Source organism: Rhizobium sp. BK491 (assembly GCF_014194925.1).
GTDB lineage: Bacteria > Pseudomonadota > Alphaproteobacteria > Rhizobiales > Rhizobiaceae > Rhizobium.
Map to the genome: position 1 here is coordinate 158,602 of NZ_JACIAR010000002.1, position 13,665 is coordinate 172,266.

At 61.0% G+C, this 13,665-nt stretch carries 18 protein-coding genes and 1 tRNA gene; 10 read left to right on the top strand and 9 right to left on the bottom strand.

Translation table 11 applies throughout. The features are described 5' to 3' along the window. Positions 1-10: 10 nt before the first annotated feature. Positions 11-496 (bottom strand): hypothetical protein, encoded by a 486-nt coding sequence (locus tag FHX05_RS08595; protein ID WP_183872389.1) that lies wholly within the window; start codon positions 494-496, stop codon positions 11-13. A gap of 275 nt (positions 497-771) precedes the next feature. On the opposite strand from FHX05_RS08595, the gene FHX05_RS08600 reads away from it, so the two are divergent. The 3 genes from FHX05_RS08600 (at position 772) to FHX05_RS08610 (ending at position 4,527) form a co-directional block, all read left to right on the top strand. Then, on the top strand, positions 772-1,635 hold the full coding sequence (locus FHX05_RS08600) for a MurR/RpiR family transcriptional regulator (protein ID WP_015338456.1): 864 nt from the start codon (positions 772-774) through the stop codon (positions 1,633-1,635). A gap of 170 nt (positions 1,636-1,805) precedes the next feature. Beyond that, positions 1,806-2,582: an SDR family oxidoreductase gene (locus FHX05_RS08605; RefSeq protein ID WP_183871308.1), complete on the top strand. Its 777-nt coding sequence runs from the start codon at positions 1,806-1,808 to the stop codon at positions 2,580-2,582. Between the two features lie 25 nt (positions 2,583-2,607). Further along, complete coding sequence (locus tag FHX05_RS08610; RefSeq protein ID WP_183871309.1) at positions 2,608-4,527, top strand: family 20 glycosylhydrolase; 1,920 nt, start codon at positions 2,608-2,610, stop codon at positions 4,525-4,527. Between the two features lie 217 nt (positions 4,528-4,744). Here FHX05_RS08610 and FHX05_RS08615 read toward each other — a convergent pair whose 3' ends face one another. Then, on the bottom strand, positions 4,745-4,927 hold the full coding sequence (locus FHX05_RS08615) for a hypothetical protein (protein WP_112336816.1): 183 nt from the start codon (positions 4,925-4,927) through the stop codon (positions 4,745-4,747). Positions 4,928-5,056: 129 nt separating this feature from the next. Between FHX05_RS08615 and FHX05_RS08620 the strand changes: the two genes are divergently transcribed. Continuing rightward, positions 5,057-5,272 (top strand): hypothetical protein, encoded by a 216-nt coding sequence (locus FHX05_RS08620; RefSeq protein ID WP_183871310.1) that lies wholly within the window; start codon positions 5,057-5,059, stop codon positions 5,270-5,272. A gap of 11 nt (positions 5,273-5,283) precedes the next feature. Beyond that, entirely contained in the window at positions 5,284-5,550 is a 267-nt protein-coding gene (locus FHX05_RS08625; RefSeq protein ID WP_183713607.1) for a DUF982 domain-containing protein, read from the top strand. A gap of 56 nt (positions 5,551-5,606) precedes the next feature. On the opposite strand, the gene FHX05_RS30735 is transcribed toward FHX05_RS08625, so the two are convergent. The 3 genes from FHX05_RS30735 to FHX05_RS08635 all read right to left on the bottom strand — a co-directional run bounded on the left by FHX05_RS30735 (position 5,607) and on the right by FHX05_RS08635 (position 7,536). Beyond that, positions 5,607-5,735, bottom strand: coding sequence for a hypothetical protein (locus FHX05_RS30735; protein WP_015338462.1), 129 nt, complete (start codon positions 5,733-5,735; stop codon positions 5,607-5,609). A gap of 193 nt (positions 5,736-5,928) precedes the next feature. Further along, positions 5,929-6,013: transfer RNA gene (locus FHX05_RS08630), tRNA-Leu, on the bottom strand. A gap of 92 nt (positions 6,014-6,105) precedes the next feature. Continuing rightward, on the bottom strand, positions 6,106-7,536 hold the full coding sequence (locus tag FHX05_RS08635; RefSeq protein WP_183871311.1) for a phosphomannomutase: 1,431 nt from the start codon (positions 7,534-7,536) through the stop codon (positions 6,106-6,108). 180 nt (positions 7,537-7,716) lie between these two features. Here FHX05_RS08635 and FHX05_RS08640 point away from each other — a divergent pair, with 180 nt between their 5' ends. Beyond that, complete coding sequence (locus FHX05_RS08640) at positions 7,717-8,145, top strand: BA14K family protein (RefSeq protein ID WP_183871312.1); 429 nt, start codon at positions 7,717-7,719, stop codon at positions 8,143-8,145. Between the two features lie 17 nt (positions 8,146-8,162). Here the strand turns inward: FHX05_RS08640 and FHX05_RS08645 are convergent, their stop codons facing one another. After that, positions 8,163-8,456 carry a SelT/SelW/SelH family protein gene (locus FHX05_RS08645; RefSeq protein ID WP_015338465.1) on the bottom strand — a complete coding sequence of 98 codons (294 nt, stop codon included), beginning with the start codon at positions 8,454-8,456 and terminating at the stop codon, positions 8,163-8,165. A 227-nt stretch (positions 8,457-8,683) separates the two neighbouring features. Here FHX05_RS08645 and FHX05_RS08650 point away from each other — a divergent pair, with 227 nt between their 5' ends. Together FHX05_RS08650 and FHX05_RS08655 are read left to right on the top strand one after the other, a co-directional pair. Then, on the top strand, positions 8,684-9,418 hold the full coding sequence (locus FHX05_RS08650) for a type 1 glutamine amidotransferase (protein WP_112609199.1): 735 nt from the start codon (positions 8,684-8,686) through the stop codon (positions 9,416-9,418). A gap of 84 nt (positions 9,419-9,502) precedes the next feature. After that, positions 9,503-9,958, top strand: a complete 456-nt coding sequence (locus tag FHX05_RS08655; RefSeq protein ID WP_183871313.1) for a GFA family protein — start codon at positions 9,503-9,505, stop codon at positions 9,956-9,958. A gap of 2 nt (positions 9,959-9,960) precedes the next feature. On the opposite strand, the gene FHX05_RS08660 is transcribed toward FHX05_RS08655, so the two are convergent. From FHX05_RS08660 to lepA, 3 genes are read right to left on the bottom strand one after another with little or no spacing between them, the layout of a single operon-like run. After that, positions 9,961-10,260 (bottom strand): CcdB family protein, encoded by a 300-nt coding sequence (locus FHX05_RS08660; RefSeq protein WP_183713599.1) that lies wholly within the window; start codon positions 10,258-10,260, stop codon positions 9,961-9,963. After that, entirely contained in the window at positions 10,260-10,490 is a 231-nt protein-coding gene (locus FHX05_RS08665) for a type II toxin-antitoxin system CcdA family antitoxin (protein ID WP_112609205.1), read from the bottom strand. The genes FHX05_RS08660 and FHX05_RS08665 overlap by 1 nt, the downstream gene beginning before the upstream one ends. A gap of 59 nt (positions 10,491-10,549) precedes the next feature. Further along, positions 10,550-12,382: a translation elongation factor 4 gene (lepA, locus tag FHX05_RS08670; protein ID WP_112336797.1), complete on the bottom strand. Its 1,833-nt coding sequence runs from the start codon at positions 12,380-12,382 to the stop codon at positions 10,550-10,552. A gap of 171 nt (positions 12,383-12,553) precedes the next feature. Here lepA and FHX05_RS08675 point away from each other — a divergent pair, with 171 nt between their 5' ends. Next, complete coding sequence (locus FHX05_RS08675) at positions 12,554-13,126, top strand: helix-turn-helix domain-containing protein (RefSeq protein WP_183871314.1); 573 nt, start codon at positions 12,554-12,556, stop codon at positions 13,124-13,126. Between the two features lie 17 nt (positions 13,127-13,143). Further along, positions 13,144-13,665 (top strand): GNAT family N-acetyltransferase, encoded by a 522-nt coding sequence (locus tag FHX05_RS08680; protein ID WP_183871315.1) that lies wholly within the window; start codon positions 13,144-13,146, stop codon positions 13,663-13,665.

Genomic DNA, 13,665 nt, shown 5'->3' on the forward strand with positions numbered 1-13,665 from the left:
GCTGTCGCCTCTATTCCATGGGATTCGGCAGGTAACCGGTAAAGCCGCAGATCTTCCAGTGTCCCTCATGCAGGCGGCAATAATAAAGTGTCTGCCACTTCAGAACGTCGATGCCGCCGTCCGACTTCTTCAGGCTGCCGTCGAACTTCTTGCGCACCAGCGCCATATCGCCTTCGATTTCGATGTCTTCGAGCGTCGTGGTGGTGAAAATGGCCGTGCGCGGATCTTCCGCGAAAGATTGCGTGGCGAAGTCGCGCGCCTGGCGCAGCCATTCGTCACGATAGGCCGACAAGGTCGGGAAGGCGAGACGCCATTTATCAGGGCTGACCTCGCGCTTTCCGTCGATGCCGATGAAGCCTTCCTCGACGAAATCACCCGCGACTTTCGACCAGTCGGCGGCAAGAAAGGCATCGATGTCACGCGGAACGAGCATCTCCCAGATCGAATGCCTGGCGGTATCGCTGGCAGGGAAAGGATTCTTGAAAGGATCACGCATAGTATCCGCCGTCATTTAAATTCTTTTCATAATTTGCGATTTTCACTGGTCAAATTCTGCTTTCTATGGTCATTTGTCAACGTATCAAGAAAATAATTTGCATGAACCGCATGGCGGCCATCGCATGTCACGGTTCCGGCGAAATGGGAACGAATGACAAGCCCCATCTGTGCCCACGCCAGTCCACAGGCGCCGGCGGATTCGATAAGATTGAGATGGATCGCGTCGCTGACTACGTGTCAAACGTGGGTGAACCAGCGACAAAGGGGAGGCTGATGGATATCTTCACGACCATGCAGGACGAGAGGGGCCGGCTTTCGCAATCGGAAATCCGCATCGCCGATATCGTCCTCAATGATTTCGAATTCGCCGTCAATGCTTCCATCATCGAGCTGGCGGGCAAGGCGGATGTCTCGCCGCCGACGGTGACGCGCTTCTGCCGGCGTCTGGGCTGCGAGAGCTTTTCCGATTTCAAGGTGCAGCTCGCGCGTACCGCCTATGTGGGCATGCGTTATCTGAAGCCGGAGCCGAAGAGCATTGCCCCGGCTGACGTCGCACAGGACATTATTACCAAGGCGCAGAACGCGCTCTTCCTGCTGCATCGCGGTCTGGACGTTGCGGCGATCGAACGGGCGGCAAACCGGCTTGCCGGCGCCGAGATGATCTATGCCTTCGGTTCCGGCGGCAATTCCTCGATGATCGCGACCGAGCTGCAGAACCGCCTGTTCCGGCTCGGCCTTCGTATTACCGCGAGCTCCGATCACAGTATGCAGCTGATGATGGCGGCGGCCGCCAAGCCAACGGACGTGTTGATCGGCTCGTCCTTCTCAGGCCGTAACGCCGAGCTGGTGCGCGCCTTCACGCTGGCGCGCGAAGCCAAGATTCCGACCATAGCGCTGACGCAGAGCAATAGCCCGGTCGCCCAGGCCGCGGAAATCACATTGCCCGTCGATCTTCCGGAAGGTGACAATATCTATCGGCCGACATCGACCCGCATCGCCTATCTCGCCGTAGTGGACATTCTCGCCAGTCTGGTCGCCTATCGCATCCAGCCGCAGGCTACGGTGACGCTGCGTCGCATCAAGCAGCAGCTCGTCGCTCACCGCGATGGCGACGACCGTCAGCTTCTCGGGGACTAGAGCATGTCGCGCAAAAGTGTGCAGCGATTTTGCGACAACGACATGCGCAAAATCAAAGACCTAAAGCGCGGGAAGCGAATCTGAAAGATCGCGACGCGCTTTAGACTGGAGCTACCGGCAAACAACAATGAGCGGCAACCTCCGCTCGGGAACGAACTAGAGGAAACCATATGAGCAGATCCGTTGCCATCGTCACAGGGGCGGCCGGCGATATCGGCCGTGCCATCGCAAAACGCCTGGCAGATGACCATGACATCATCCTGCTCGTTGATATAGACGAGGCAGCAGTGCAGACGGCGGCGCAGGCTCTCGGCCCTGCGGAACGTTTCGTGCCATTCAAGGCGGATATCACCAGCGACGGCAATGTTGCCGCCATGGCCAAGGCGGCATCGGGATTGGGGGGACTGAGGACGCTGGTCAACAACGCCGGTGCTGCTCGCGCCGTCAGTCTTCATGATACGACGCCTGCCATATGGCGCGCCGACAATGCCCTTAATCTAGAGGCGGCTTTCCTCTGCTTCCGCGCCGTCGAGGGCATGCTGAAGGCGTCGAAGGGGTCGGTCATCAATATCGCCTCCGTCAACGGCATGGCCGTCTTCGGCCATCCGGCCTATAGCGCCGCCAAGGCCGGACTCCTGCATTTCACCCGGCTGGTTGCCGTCGAATACGGCAAGTTCGGCATCCGCTCGAATGCGGTCGCGCCCGGCACCGTTCGTACTCAGGCCTGGGAAGCCCGCGCCGCAGCCAATCCCAATGTCTTTGAAGAGGCGAAGCGCTGGTATGCGCTGCGGCGCGTCGTCGATCCCGTCGATGTCGCCAACGCCGTCTCGTTCCTCGCAAGCCCGCTCGCCGCGGCGATCACGGGCGTGTGCCTGCCTGTTGATTGCGGCCTGACGGCGGGGCAGGCGGAGCTCGCCCACACCTTCTCTCAGTCCGAACATTACTGACGCACGCTGGCAAAAGGGGAACATCATGCAGCCGTCCTCCTATCATCTCGAAAACACCTGGTCGCCCGAAGGCGGGAAGCATGGTCGATTGACACTGACCCTCTTCAATTTCTCGGATGCGCCTCTTGAGAATTTCCGTCTCGCCTATACGACCCTGACGCGCCTCGTTGATCCCCAAGCCTGCGACAACGCCGTCTTCGTCCGCCGCAATGCCAATTTTCATGAGTTTGCGCCGCCGGCCGGCCTCTCCGTCGCACCCGGAGGAAGCTGGACGTTCACCGTCTCGGCACTTCACCGCATAGCGCGCCATTGCACCGACGGCGCCAAATCCGCCTATGTAACGCTCGAAGACGGCACTCATGTCACCGTTTTCACTTCGGATCTGTTGCTCGCCGATCGCGTCAGCGAGCCGCCGCCGGTCCTGCTGCCGGGAGGCAGGCTGGAGCTTCCCTACGCGATCCAGCCCTGGCCGGCGGAGATCGACGCCAAGCCGGGCGAAGATTTTCCGGTTGCGCTCTATCCGGCCGAGGGTTCCGATGCCGCGAGCATCAAGGCGCTGGCTGCGGCGCAGGCGCTCTTCCGCCGCCTCTTTCCGTCCAATCACATCCCCTTCAGCCTTATTGCGGCGCCACAGGGCAGGGCGCTGCGGTTTGTCGAACGGCCGGCACTGGCCCGGGAAGCCTATGAGCTTTCCTTCTCCGGCGATGAGATCGTGCTCGCCTTCTCCGCCGAAGCGGGCCGCCTCTATGGCCTGACAACGCTGGCACAGCTTCTCGATGGCGCACGGCGCGAGCCCGGCAAGTTTCGCTTTCCGGTCGCGGGCTCGATCGCCGACCGGCCGCGCTATGGCTGGCGTGGGTGCCACCTCGACGTCTCCCGGCAGTTCACGCCAAAGGACGACGTCCTGCGGCTGCTCGACATTCTCGCCTGGCTGAAGCTCAATATCTTCCACTGGCATCTCACCGATGACGAGGCCTGGCGGCTGGAGATCCGCGCCTATCCGCAGCTGACCACCACGGGCGTGCTGCGCGGGCCGGACGAGCCGTTGTTGCCGCAGCTTGGCAATGCTGCTGAGCCGGTCGGTGGCTTCTATTCGCAGGATGATGTTCGCGAGATCGTCGCCCACGCCACGGCGCTCGGCATCGAGGTGATCCCGGAAATCGACATTCCCGGCCACAGCACCGCCACCCTCGTCGCCCTGCCTGACCTGACGGACGGGCAGGAGGCTCCTGACAGCTATCATTCCGTTCAGGGCTTCCCGAATAATGCGCTGAACCCCGCCATCGAGCTGACCTACGAGTTTCTCGCCAAGGTCTTCGACGAAATGGTCGAGCTCTTTCCGTCCGAATATATCCATATCGGCGGCGACGAGGTCGCCAATGGTTCCTGGCTTGCTTCACCGCTTGCACGCAAGCTCATGGAGCAGGAGGGCATATCGGGGACATTCGCGCTGCAGTCCTATTTCCTGAAGCGCATCAAGGCCATGCTCACCGAGCGCGGGCGCAAGCTTGCCGGCTGGAACGAGGTCGCCCATGGCGGCGGCGTCGATCCGGAAGGCACTTTGCTCATGGCCTGGGAAAAGCCGGAGGTCGGCATCGATCTGGCGCGCGAAGGCTATGAAGTCGTGATGACCCCGGGCCAGGCCTATTATCTCGACATGGTGCAGGCCGATGCCTGGCAGGAGCCGGGCGCGAGCTGGGCGGGCACGGTGCCGCCGGCACATACCTATGCCTACGAGGCCGAGGGCGATTTCCCGGATGAGCTGAAGCATCTCATGAAAGGCGTCCAGGCCTGCATCTGGCAGGAGAATTTCATCTCCCGCGACTATTTCAACCGCCTCGTCTTCCCGCGCCTGCCGGCCATCGCCGAGGCAGCCTGGACGCCCAAGGCGCAGAAGGACTGGCTACGCTTTGCCGCCATCGTGCCGCTGAGCGCGAAGCTTTAGGGCATGTCGCGCAAAAGTGTGCAGCGGCTTTGCGACAACGACATGCGCAAAATGAAAGACCTAAAGCGCGGGAAACGAATCTGAAAGATCGCGACGCGCGGCTCCGTCCTTCGATCACGCTCCAAGCCGCCGAAAGAGATTTTCGGCGGTTTTTTCGCGTCTGGGACGCATTGAGGTGGTGGTTGCGAGGGGTCGGCATGGGATTGCGGCCCGCAGATTAGCCGGCCCGCAGGTTCGCCATATCAGTCGGGAAGAAGCCCGCCCAGGCCATCACGGTCACAGCTGTGATGACGAGCAGATACCACATGGTGACGAAATCTCCGGCCAGCCGCCGGTTCAATGCGGCGAAGAGAAGAGCGACGCTGAAAGCAAGCCAGAGCAGATTGTAGACGTGGTCCATTTTGTTGTTCCCCTTATTCGTCTCACCTCCCTGCTTCAAAAGTTAACCAGTTGGAAGCGGGGAAGCTAGCGCCGTAATGGGATGGAGGTTTGCGCACAGCGCGAAGCGCAGGAGGAGTGATCGGCGCCAATGCGTGGCAAGAAGCTTTCGCTGAGTGGGCCGGATCCGACGAGGCTCAAGAAAAACTGGCGGCAGATCCGCGGCCGGGAACATCTCGCCGCCGTTGCCGTTATCGCCTCATGGCGTCAGCGAGGAGTTGATTTCATGCATTATTCTAGGACAGCGGCCGCATGGGACGGTACCGGATCGCTTCTGATTGCAGCATTGGTCGCGCTCAACATTTAGGAGGCGTGACGATGGAATATGGCGATTGGAACAATCCCGTTATAGTCGATCTCGGCGGCGCCGGGCATTATGCGATCATAACCAGCGCGCTCGATGCAGCGAACTGCATGAGCGAGGAATGGCCTGTTGTCAGCGGACCTGTTGTGGATGAGGCTGTGCTCGTATGCCTCGATGCCGTGCTTGGAATGGCCTCCGCCGAGGAATCGCGGAAGGCTTTTCTGGAGGCGGCGCAGGAGGCGGGGCTTAGCGTCAGGCCGGATCTTGGAAGCCTTCATTAGATCGATATGTACCAGAGGGCGCGACGACGCGGCCAGGCCACCCAAAGCGGGAGCGCTCAGATCATCCAAAAGATCAGGCTGAGAATCACGATCACGGCGAGGATGAAGCCTATTATCCTCCCGAGCCCTTCATTGACGTTGCCGTTGCCGACGATCAGATCGTACCAGTCGCTCTTGTGGTCCATCGAACATCCCTCATGGTTTGCCCCATTAGGTCGCTCTCTTCCTCGGTAGTCAATGATTTAAAGATGGCTTCGGAGAGGCTGCCGCCATGTTTCAAAACCAGCCGAACGCGCTTCCGGCGAACCGGAATGCGTATCGAAAGCATCTGTTATGTTTTGAAATTTTTGAGAAATCTACGTTTCTCAAGAAAGGAAATGGTGCCCAGAAGAGGACTCGAACCTCCACGCCTCGCGGCACAGGTACCTGAAACCTGCGCGTCTACCAATTCCGCCATCTGGGCGACGGACACGCATGTAAGGGGGTGGCCGTCCGGTGTCAACAGGGTTTTTGAAGTTTTAGTGTCAATCGCGAAAAAAGCGGGTGAAGCCCGGGTCAAGCCCGGGCTGCGGCCCATGCGCTGATCAGGCCAAGTCCCTGTTCCAGCAGGGCCTTTGCCTCGCTTTCGCTCGATGCTTCCACATAGCAGCGCATTTCAGGCGCATTGCCGGAGGGGCGGAAATGGATGATTCGGTTATCCACAAGTGTCACCCGCAGGCCGTCGATGTCGCTTTTCGAGGCGACCGCCGCGATGGGCTCCAGGAAATCCGCAAGATTGGCATCGGAGGCGCGCAGATAGGCCATCAGCGCTGCGCTGGTTTCCACGGGGAAGTTCTCCAGGCGGTCGGCGGCTGCAAAGGGCAGGCGGTAGCTACCGGCGACGGCCGAGAGCGGATTGCCTGCCTTGGCGGCGGCATAAAGCGTAGCGAGAATCGGAAGGAAGCTGTCGCGGGTCGGCAGCGGCTCGAAGGGTTTTCCCTCGACGGTGAAGCGGCTGGCTGTCAGCGTGCCGCCATTGGCCTCAAAGCCCATGACATTGGCCTTGCCCGCCGCAATGGCCTCGTCCATGCCGGCGATCACATAGGGGGAACCGACGCGGGTACGAGTGACGGTATAGGAGCCGGCGGCCTCAATGCCCGAATTGGAGGTGACAGGCGTAACGACCACTTGTGCACCGAGGAAATTTGCGGCGATGAGGCCGAGCAGATCGCCGCGCAGCGGCTCGCCGGTTTCGTCCGCGACCAGCGGCCGATCGCCGTCGCCATCGGCGGAAACGATGGCATCCAGCCCGTGTTCCGGTGCCCAGGCTTTCATCAGGCGGATCGTCTCGGCCGAGACCGCTTCCGTATCCACCGGAATGAAGCTCTCGGAGCGGCCGAGCGGCACAACGCGGGCGCCGTAATGGGTTAGCACCTCACCGAAGAGATCACGCGCCACCGTGCTGTGCTGATAGATGCCGATGGTGAGGCCGGCGAGGCTGCCTGCTGGCAGCAGGCCCTTGTTGCGCTCTAGGAACAGCGCCTCCGTCTCCGCCGTGCGGTTTTCCGCCTCGGCGGGGGTTTCGTCGAGCGCCGAATCGCCGATCGCAAGCGCCTCCTCGCTGATCGCCACTTCGTCGCGCTTGTCGATCTCGCCGTCCGGCCGGTAGAATTTGATGCCATTGCGGTCGGCTGGGATATGCGAGCCGGTGATCATCAGTGAGGCCGCCTTCAGCTGCAGGCCGTAAAGCGCCAGCGCCGGCGTCGGCAATGTGCCGCAGTCGATCGGCGTCAGGCCAGCCCGCTTCAGCGCGCCGATGCAGGTGGCGGAGATCGCCGGGCTCGATTCGCGGAAATCGCGGCCGATGAGGATGAGATCGCCCGGCTTGGCATGGCCGTTTTTCAGCAGGTGGCGGGCAAAGGCTGTCGCGTAGAGCGCCGATGCCCGACCGGTGAGATCTGCGGATAGGCCGCGAAGGCCGCTGGTGCCGAATTTCAAGCTGCTCACTGGCAATCTCCCTTGCAATGGTTGGGCTGTTATGGCGCAAGCGGTGGCGGCGATCAACTCATCGCGGATCGATAGGTTCCGGTTGCGGCAGTACTGGTTTTGCCGTCGTCATGACCCCAACTAAGATAAGAGGTGTGGCGGCCCGCCACAGGTTAGCAGCGTCCGGAACAGGAACTTGTCATGGCTATTTTTCATAGGATCGCGTTTGGCTGCGCCCTCACACTCGCCTCGCTGTCGCAGGCGGATTTCGCTGCCGCCGCCTCGGATTCTCGGAAGCTCATTACGCCGTCGCGCACCAACACCGTCATCTGCGATTCCCGTGGCTGCTTTGGTTTCGGACAGCGGCAGTTCTACACGCGCCCAGGCCAGCCGCTTCCCGTCACACCGCCCTATACCGGAGGCCTCAATCGCTATGACAGCCCGCGCGTTCATATCCTCCCGCGCGAAACCTCTGCACCGCCGCCAAGGGCACTCTATCCTTCGCCGGCTCACAAGCTGAGGCAGCACCAGACTTGGTGTGCCGAGCGCTATCGCACCTATAATCCCGGCACCAACAGCTATACGACGATCAATAATGGAACCAAGCCCTGCCGTTCGCCCTTCGACTGATGCCTGAGCAGCAGAGCCTAGCTTTCCAGCGATCCGCGATCGGTATGGCCGAGATCGCGCTCGGGGTCGATGATATCCCGCACCCGCTGCTTCAACTCCTTCGGCCCGGGAAAGCCGCCGTCGCGCTTGCGCTCCCACAACAGCTCGCCGTCGATGCGGATTTCGAAGACGCCGCCGGTGCCGGGGATCAGCGCCACTTCACCGAGACTGTCGGTAAAGGTCTGCAACAGCTCCTGCGCCATCCAGCCGGAGCGCAGCAACCAGTTGCATTGGGTGCAATAGAGAATGGTGATGCGGGGCTTGTCGCTCATCGTCCTGATCCTTCGTTGTTTGCTGAGATTTAGGCTCAACTTTAGTCTGCTGCAAGCCAAAGCAATTCCAGGAAAAGTGACAGGCGGTTTTCCGTTCGGAATTGCGCCAGGATTAGACGGCCGGAGTCGTTCGGCATTTCCGTGGAATGTTGACGCGCTCTGGCCACTTGCCTCTCCCGCCGCCTCATGCTCATCTCCGGTGGTAACATCGCTCGGGAATCAACGGTATGCGCGTCGCCATCATCGAGAATATGAAGAACACCCCGCTCGGCGCGCTTGGCATTGCGCTGGAGGAGGCTGGAGCCGAGATCGGTTGGTTCCGCCCCTGGAGCGGCGAGGCCCTGCCGAAGGAAACGTCATCCTGGGATGCGCTGGCCGTGCTCGGTGGCGAGCAGAGCGCCCGCGATGACGACACCCATCCCTATCTGCCGGAGCTGGCGGGGCTGATGCGCCGTTTCGAGGGTGAGGATAAGGCCGTGCTCGGCATCTGCCTCGGCAGCCAGATCCTGGCGCGCGCCTATGAGGCGGAAAACCGTCTCGGCACCGCCCATGAATTCGGCTGGAAGACGGTCGGCCTCACGGAAGAGGGTAAGGCAGACCCGCTGCTGGCCGATGTCGGCGACGAATTCACCATCTTCGAATGGCATGGCGACACCTTTACCTTGCCTGATGGAGCCACGCGCCTTGCCGCCAATGGCGTCACGCCGAACCAGGCCTTCCGCATCGGCCGCGCCACCTATGGCACGCAGTTCCACTTCGAGGCCAATGCCGCCGTGGTGGAGCGCTGGCGCGGCGAATTCAGGGAAACGATCGAGCGCAAGGAGCCGGGCTGGCTCGACCGCTATCCGGAGCTCGTCGCCAAGCATTCCGCAGCGGCTGAGACGGCCGGCCTTGCGATCGCGCGCGCCTGGGTGCGGACGATCAAGGTGCAAGCAGAGCTTCCGCAGGCGGCAGAGGCCTGAGCATCGGCGATGATCGGGCACATCCGATCAATCAGATGGCGATGTGTTATACACTGGCAGTTTGAAATAGGAGGAAATGACATCATGAGTGCACTGGAATTACCATGCGAAGGCGGTTGTCGTTGTGGACAGGTGCGGCTGAAGATCAGCGCCAAGCCGATACTCACCATGGCCTGCCATTGCACCGGCTGCCAGCGCATGACGGCCGGACCCTATTCGCTGAGCGCCGCCATACCCACGGAGGGTTTCGAGGTGACTGAGGGCGAACCCGTCATCGGCGGCTTGCACGGCGATGTCATCCATCACTATTTCTGCCCGCATTGCATGAGCTGGATGTTCACGAAGCTCGAAGGGGTCGATTGGTTCGTCAACGTCCGCGCCACCATGCTTGATAACGTCAGCTGGTTCACGCCTTTCATGGAGACCTGGACGAGCGAAAAGCTGCCCTGGGCGACGACGCCAGCCAAGCACAGCTACGCCGCACTGCCGGCGATGGAAGAGTATGAGGGTTTGACGAAGGAATATATGGCTGCGAACTAAGATCAGAAGCCTTGAAAAAGAAAGTCGGTTGCGGCGGTAATCTGATCGCCGTGCGAACTTAGATCAGTAATCAACTCTCCGATTTCGGCGAGCGGTATCGCCGCCATAAGCTGGGTCGCCATGATATAAGTCTCGTCGGCGATAGTGAATTGCGGGTTGAGCCTCGCTATTGGCGTCAACACATCTTCCGCGCGAAGCAATGGAGCCATTATCCGCGTGCTTAGCCTATCCAGTAAATCAGCTTGAAGATCGAGTACGAGAGTTCGACTCTGCCTCAGACCATAGACGCGGAATCTTGCCATCAGAACTGCCGATATTTTCCAAACGGCAGGCCATGTTTTTCAACGTAGGAATTGGCTTGTTCGATTGCCTCAGCATTTTCCATAAGCCATAGTCGTTCGCGCTCAACCTTGATGGCGCGCGCTATGCCGTCTTCTGCAGCACGTGAGATATTGATTTTCAGGCCACGTGCCTCTGAAACGAGCTTCTCGTCGAGAGATAAATTTGCAGCTTTTCGTGCGGTCTGGGTCATGAGGAACTCCTCAAATTATGCGCAAATTATATGCGCATAATTTGTATTTGATAAGAGCCTCACTCATCCCCCATCTTCAGCGCGGCGATAAACGCTTCCTGCGGGATTTCGACCTTGCCGAACTGCCGCATGCGCTTCTTGCCTTCCTTCTGCTTGTCGAGCAGCTTGCGCTTGCGGGTGGCATCGCCGCCGTAGCACTTGGCGGTCACGTCCTTGCGCAGGGCCTTCACCGTCTCGCGGGCGATGATGCGCCCGCCGATGGCGGCCTGGATCGGGATCTGGAACATGTGCTGCGGGATCAGGTCCTTCAGCTTCTCGCACATGACGCGGCCGCGCTTCTCGGCGGCGGAGCGGTGTACGAGCATGGAGAGCGCATCGACCGGCTCGGCATTGACGAGGATCGACATCTTGACGAGGTCGCTCTCGCGATAGTCGGTCAGGCTGTAGTCGAAGGAGGCATAGCCCTTCGAAATCGACTTCAGGCGGTCGTAGAAGTCGAAGACGACTTCGTTGAGCGGCAGGTCGTAGGTGATCATGGCGCGGTTGCCGACATAGGTCAGCTCGGTCTGGATGCCGCGGCGGTCCTGGCAGAGCTTCAGGATCGAGCCAAGATAATCGTCCGGCGTCAGGATCGTCGCCTTGATCCACGGCTCGCGGAATTCGGAAATCTTGACGACGTCGGGCATGTCCGCCGGATTATGCAGCTCGATCTCCGTGCCGTCGGTCATGGTGAGCTGGTAGACGACGGAAGGTGCCGTCGCGATCAGGTCGAGATTGAATTCCCGCTCGAGGCGCTCCTGGATGATTTCCAGGTGCAGCAGGCCGAGGAAGCCGCAGCGGAAACCGAAGCCGAGAGCGGCGGACGATTCCATTTCGAAGGAGAAGCTGGCGTCGTTGAGGCGCAGCTTGCCCATGGCCGAGCGCAAGTCCTCGAAATCGGCGGCATCGACCGGGAAGAGGCCGCAGAACACGACAGGCTGCGCCGGCTTGAAGCCCGGAAGAGCCTCGGCGGTCGGGCGCTTGTCTTCGGTGATGGTATCGCCGACGCGGGTGTCGGCCACTTCCTTGATCGAGGCGGTGATGAAGCCGATTTCGCCGGGACCGAGGCTGTCGACGGCGACCATCTTCGGCGTGAGAACGCCGACGCGCTCGATCTGGTACTTCGCGTCCGTGCCCATCATGCGGATGGTCTGGCCCTTGGTCAGCGTGCCGTCGATGATGCGCACGAGAACCATGACGCCGAGATAGGTGTCGTACCAGCTATCGACCAGCAGCGCCTTCAGCGGTGCCTTTTCGCCGCCCGGGCTCTTCGGCGCCGGCAGCTTGTGGACGATGGCTTCGAGCACGTCGGGAATGCCGAGGCCGGTCTTCGCCGAGATCAAAACGGCGTCCGACGCATCGATGCCGATGACCTCTTCGATCTGGTCCTTGATGCGGTCGGGTTCGGCCGCCGGCAGGTCGATCTTGTTGAGGACGGTGACGAGCTCGTGATTATTGTCGATCGCCTGGTAGACGTTGGCGAGCGTCTGCGCTTCCACACCCTGAGAGGCGTCGACAACAAGCAGCGATCCCTCGCAGGCCGACAGCGAGCGCGAGACTTCATAGGCGAAGTCGACGTGTCCGGGCGTGTCGATCAGATTGAGGATATAGGTCTCGCCATTGTTCGCCTTGTAGTGCAGGCGCACGGTCTGAGCCTTGATGGTGATGCCGCGCTCGCGCTCGATCTCCATATTGTCCAGCACCTGCTCCGACATCTCGCGTTCGGCAAGGCCGCCCGTCGTCTGAATCAGGCGGTCGGCCAGCGTCGATTTGCCATGGTCGATATGGGCCACGATCGAGAAGTTGCGGATGTGCGAAAGCGGAGTGGTGGAATTGGTGCTCATGCGCGCCATATAGCAGCGCCGCCCCGCGCCGCAAAGCGGAAAAGCGGGGTTTTGGTGGCTATCTTCACGTTATGTTAGCCTTTCCGGCCCCGCCACAAGGGAGCGCCGACGCACACTTGATTCCATCATCAGAACGTGTATTTCTTATATAGTAGAATTTCGAAATGAGAGACACAGAGAATGGCGGTTGATGATCTGGAAATGGCGATCGGTGCGCGCATCAAGGAGCTGCGCATTGCCCGGGGCCTGACGCTGGATGAGCTTGCCAATGCCTCGGCCGTCAGCCGCGCCATGATCTCGCGCATCGAGCGGGCGGAGGCCAGCCCGACGGCTTCGCTGCTGTCGCGCCTCTGCGCGGCGCTCGGCCTTTCGCTTTCGGCCTTCTTTGCCGAGGAGGAGGATGAGGTATCGCCGCTTGCCCGCCGCGAGCAGCAGGCGATCTGGCGCGATCCGGGAACCGGCTATGTCAGACGCGCCGTCTCGCCACCGGGCGCGGGCTCCAAGGTCGATGTCGTCGAAGTCACGTTCCCCGCCGGCGCGCGCGTTATCTTCCCGCCGAATACGGCAAGCGCCGGCATGACCCAGCACGTCTGGCTGTTCGAGGGCGAGATGGAGGTGACGCATCGCGATGTCGCCCATCATCTCATGCCCGGCGATTGTCTGTTCATGGGTGTTGGCGATGGCCACGCCTTCCACAATCCCGGCGAGGTGCCGGCGCGCTACAGCGTCATCCTCGATCGCGGCCGTTCATAACATCCAAGGATCTCTTCATGCCTGATATTCGTCTTCTCTCCGCCGCCGAGGCTCGTGCTGCTCTGCCGGATCTTTGCGATGTGCTCGCCGATTGCGTCAATGGCGGCGCTTCCGTCGGCTTCATGCAGCCTTATGGGGCGGCCGACGCATTGCCGTATTGGCAGGGCGTGGCCGACAGCGTCGAAAGCGGCGCGACACTGCTTTTCGCCGCCGTAATTGAGAGCAGGGTGGTCGGAACAGTGCAGGTCGGCGCTGCACAGATGCCGAACCAGCCGCATCGTGGCGATCTCAAAAAACTGCTGGTGCACAGCTCCGCGCGAGGCAAGGGGCTTGCTCGGCTGTTGATGGAAGCCGCTGAGCGCGAAGCCGCGCGTATCGGCAAGACCTTGCTGGTGCTCGACACAGCGACGGGCAGCGACGCCGAAGCCATCTACCCCCGCCTCGGCTGGGAGCGCGTCGGCGTCGTCCCCGATTACGCCTTGTGGCCGCAGGGCGGGTTCTGCGACACGACCATCTTCTACAAGCGGATTTCCACGTAA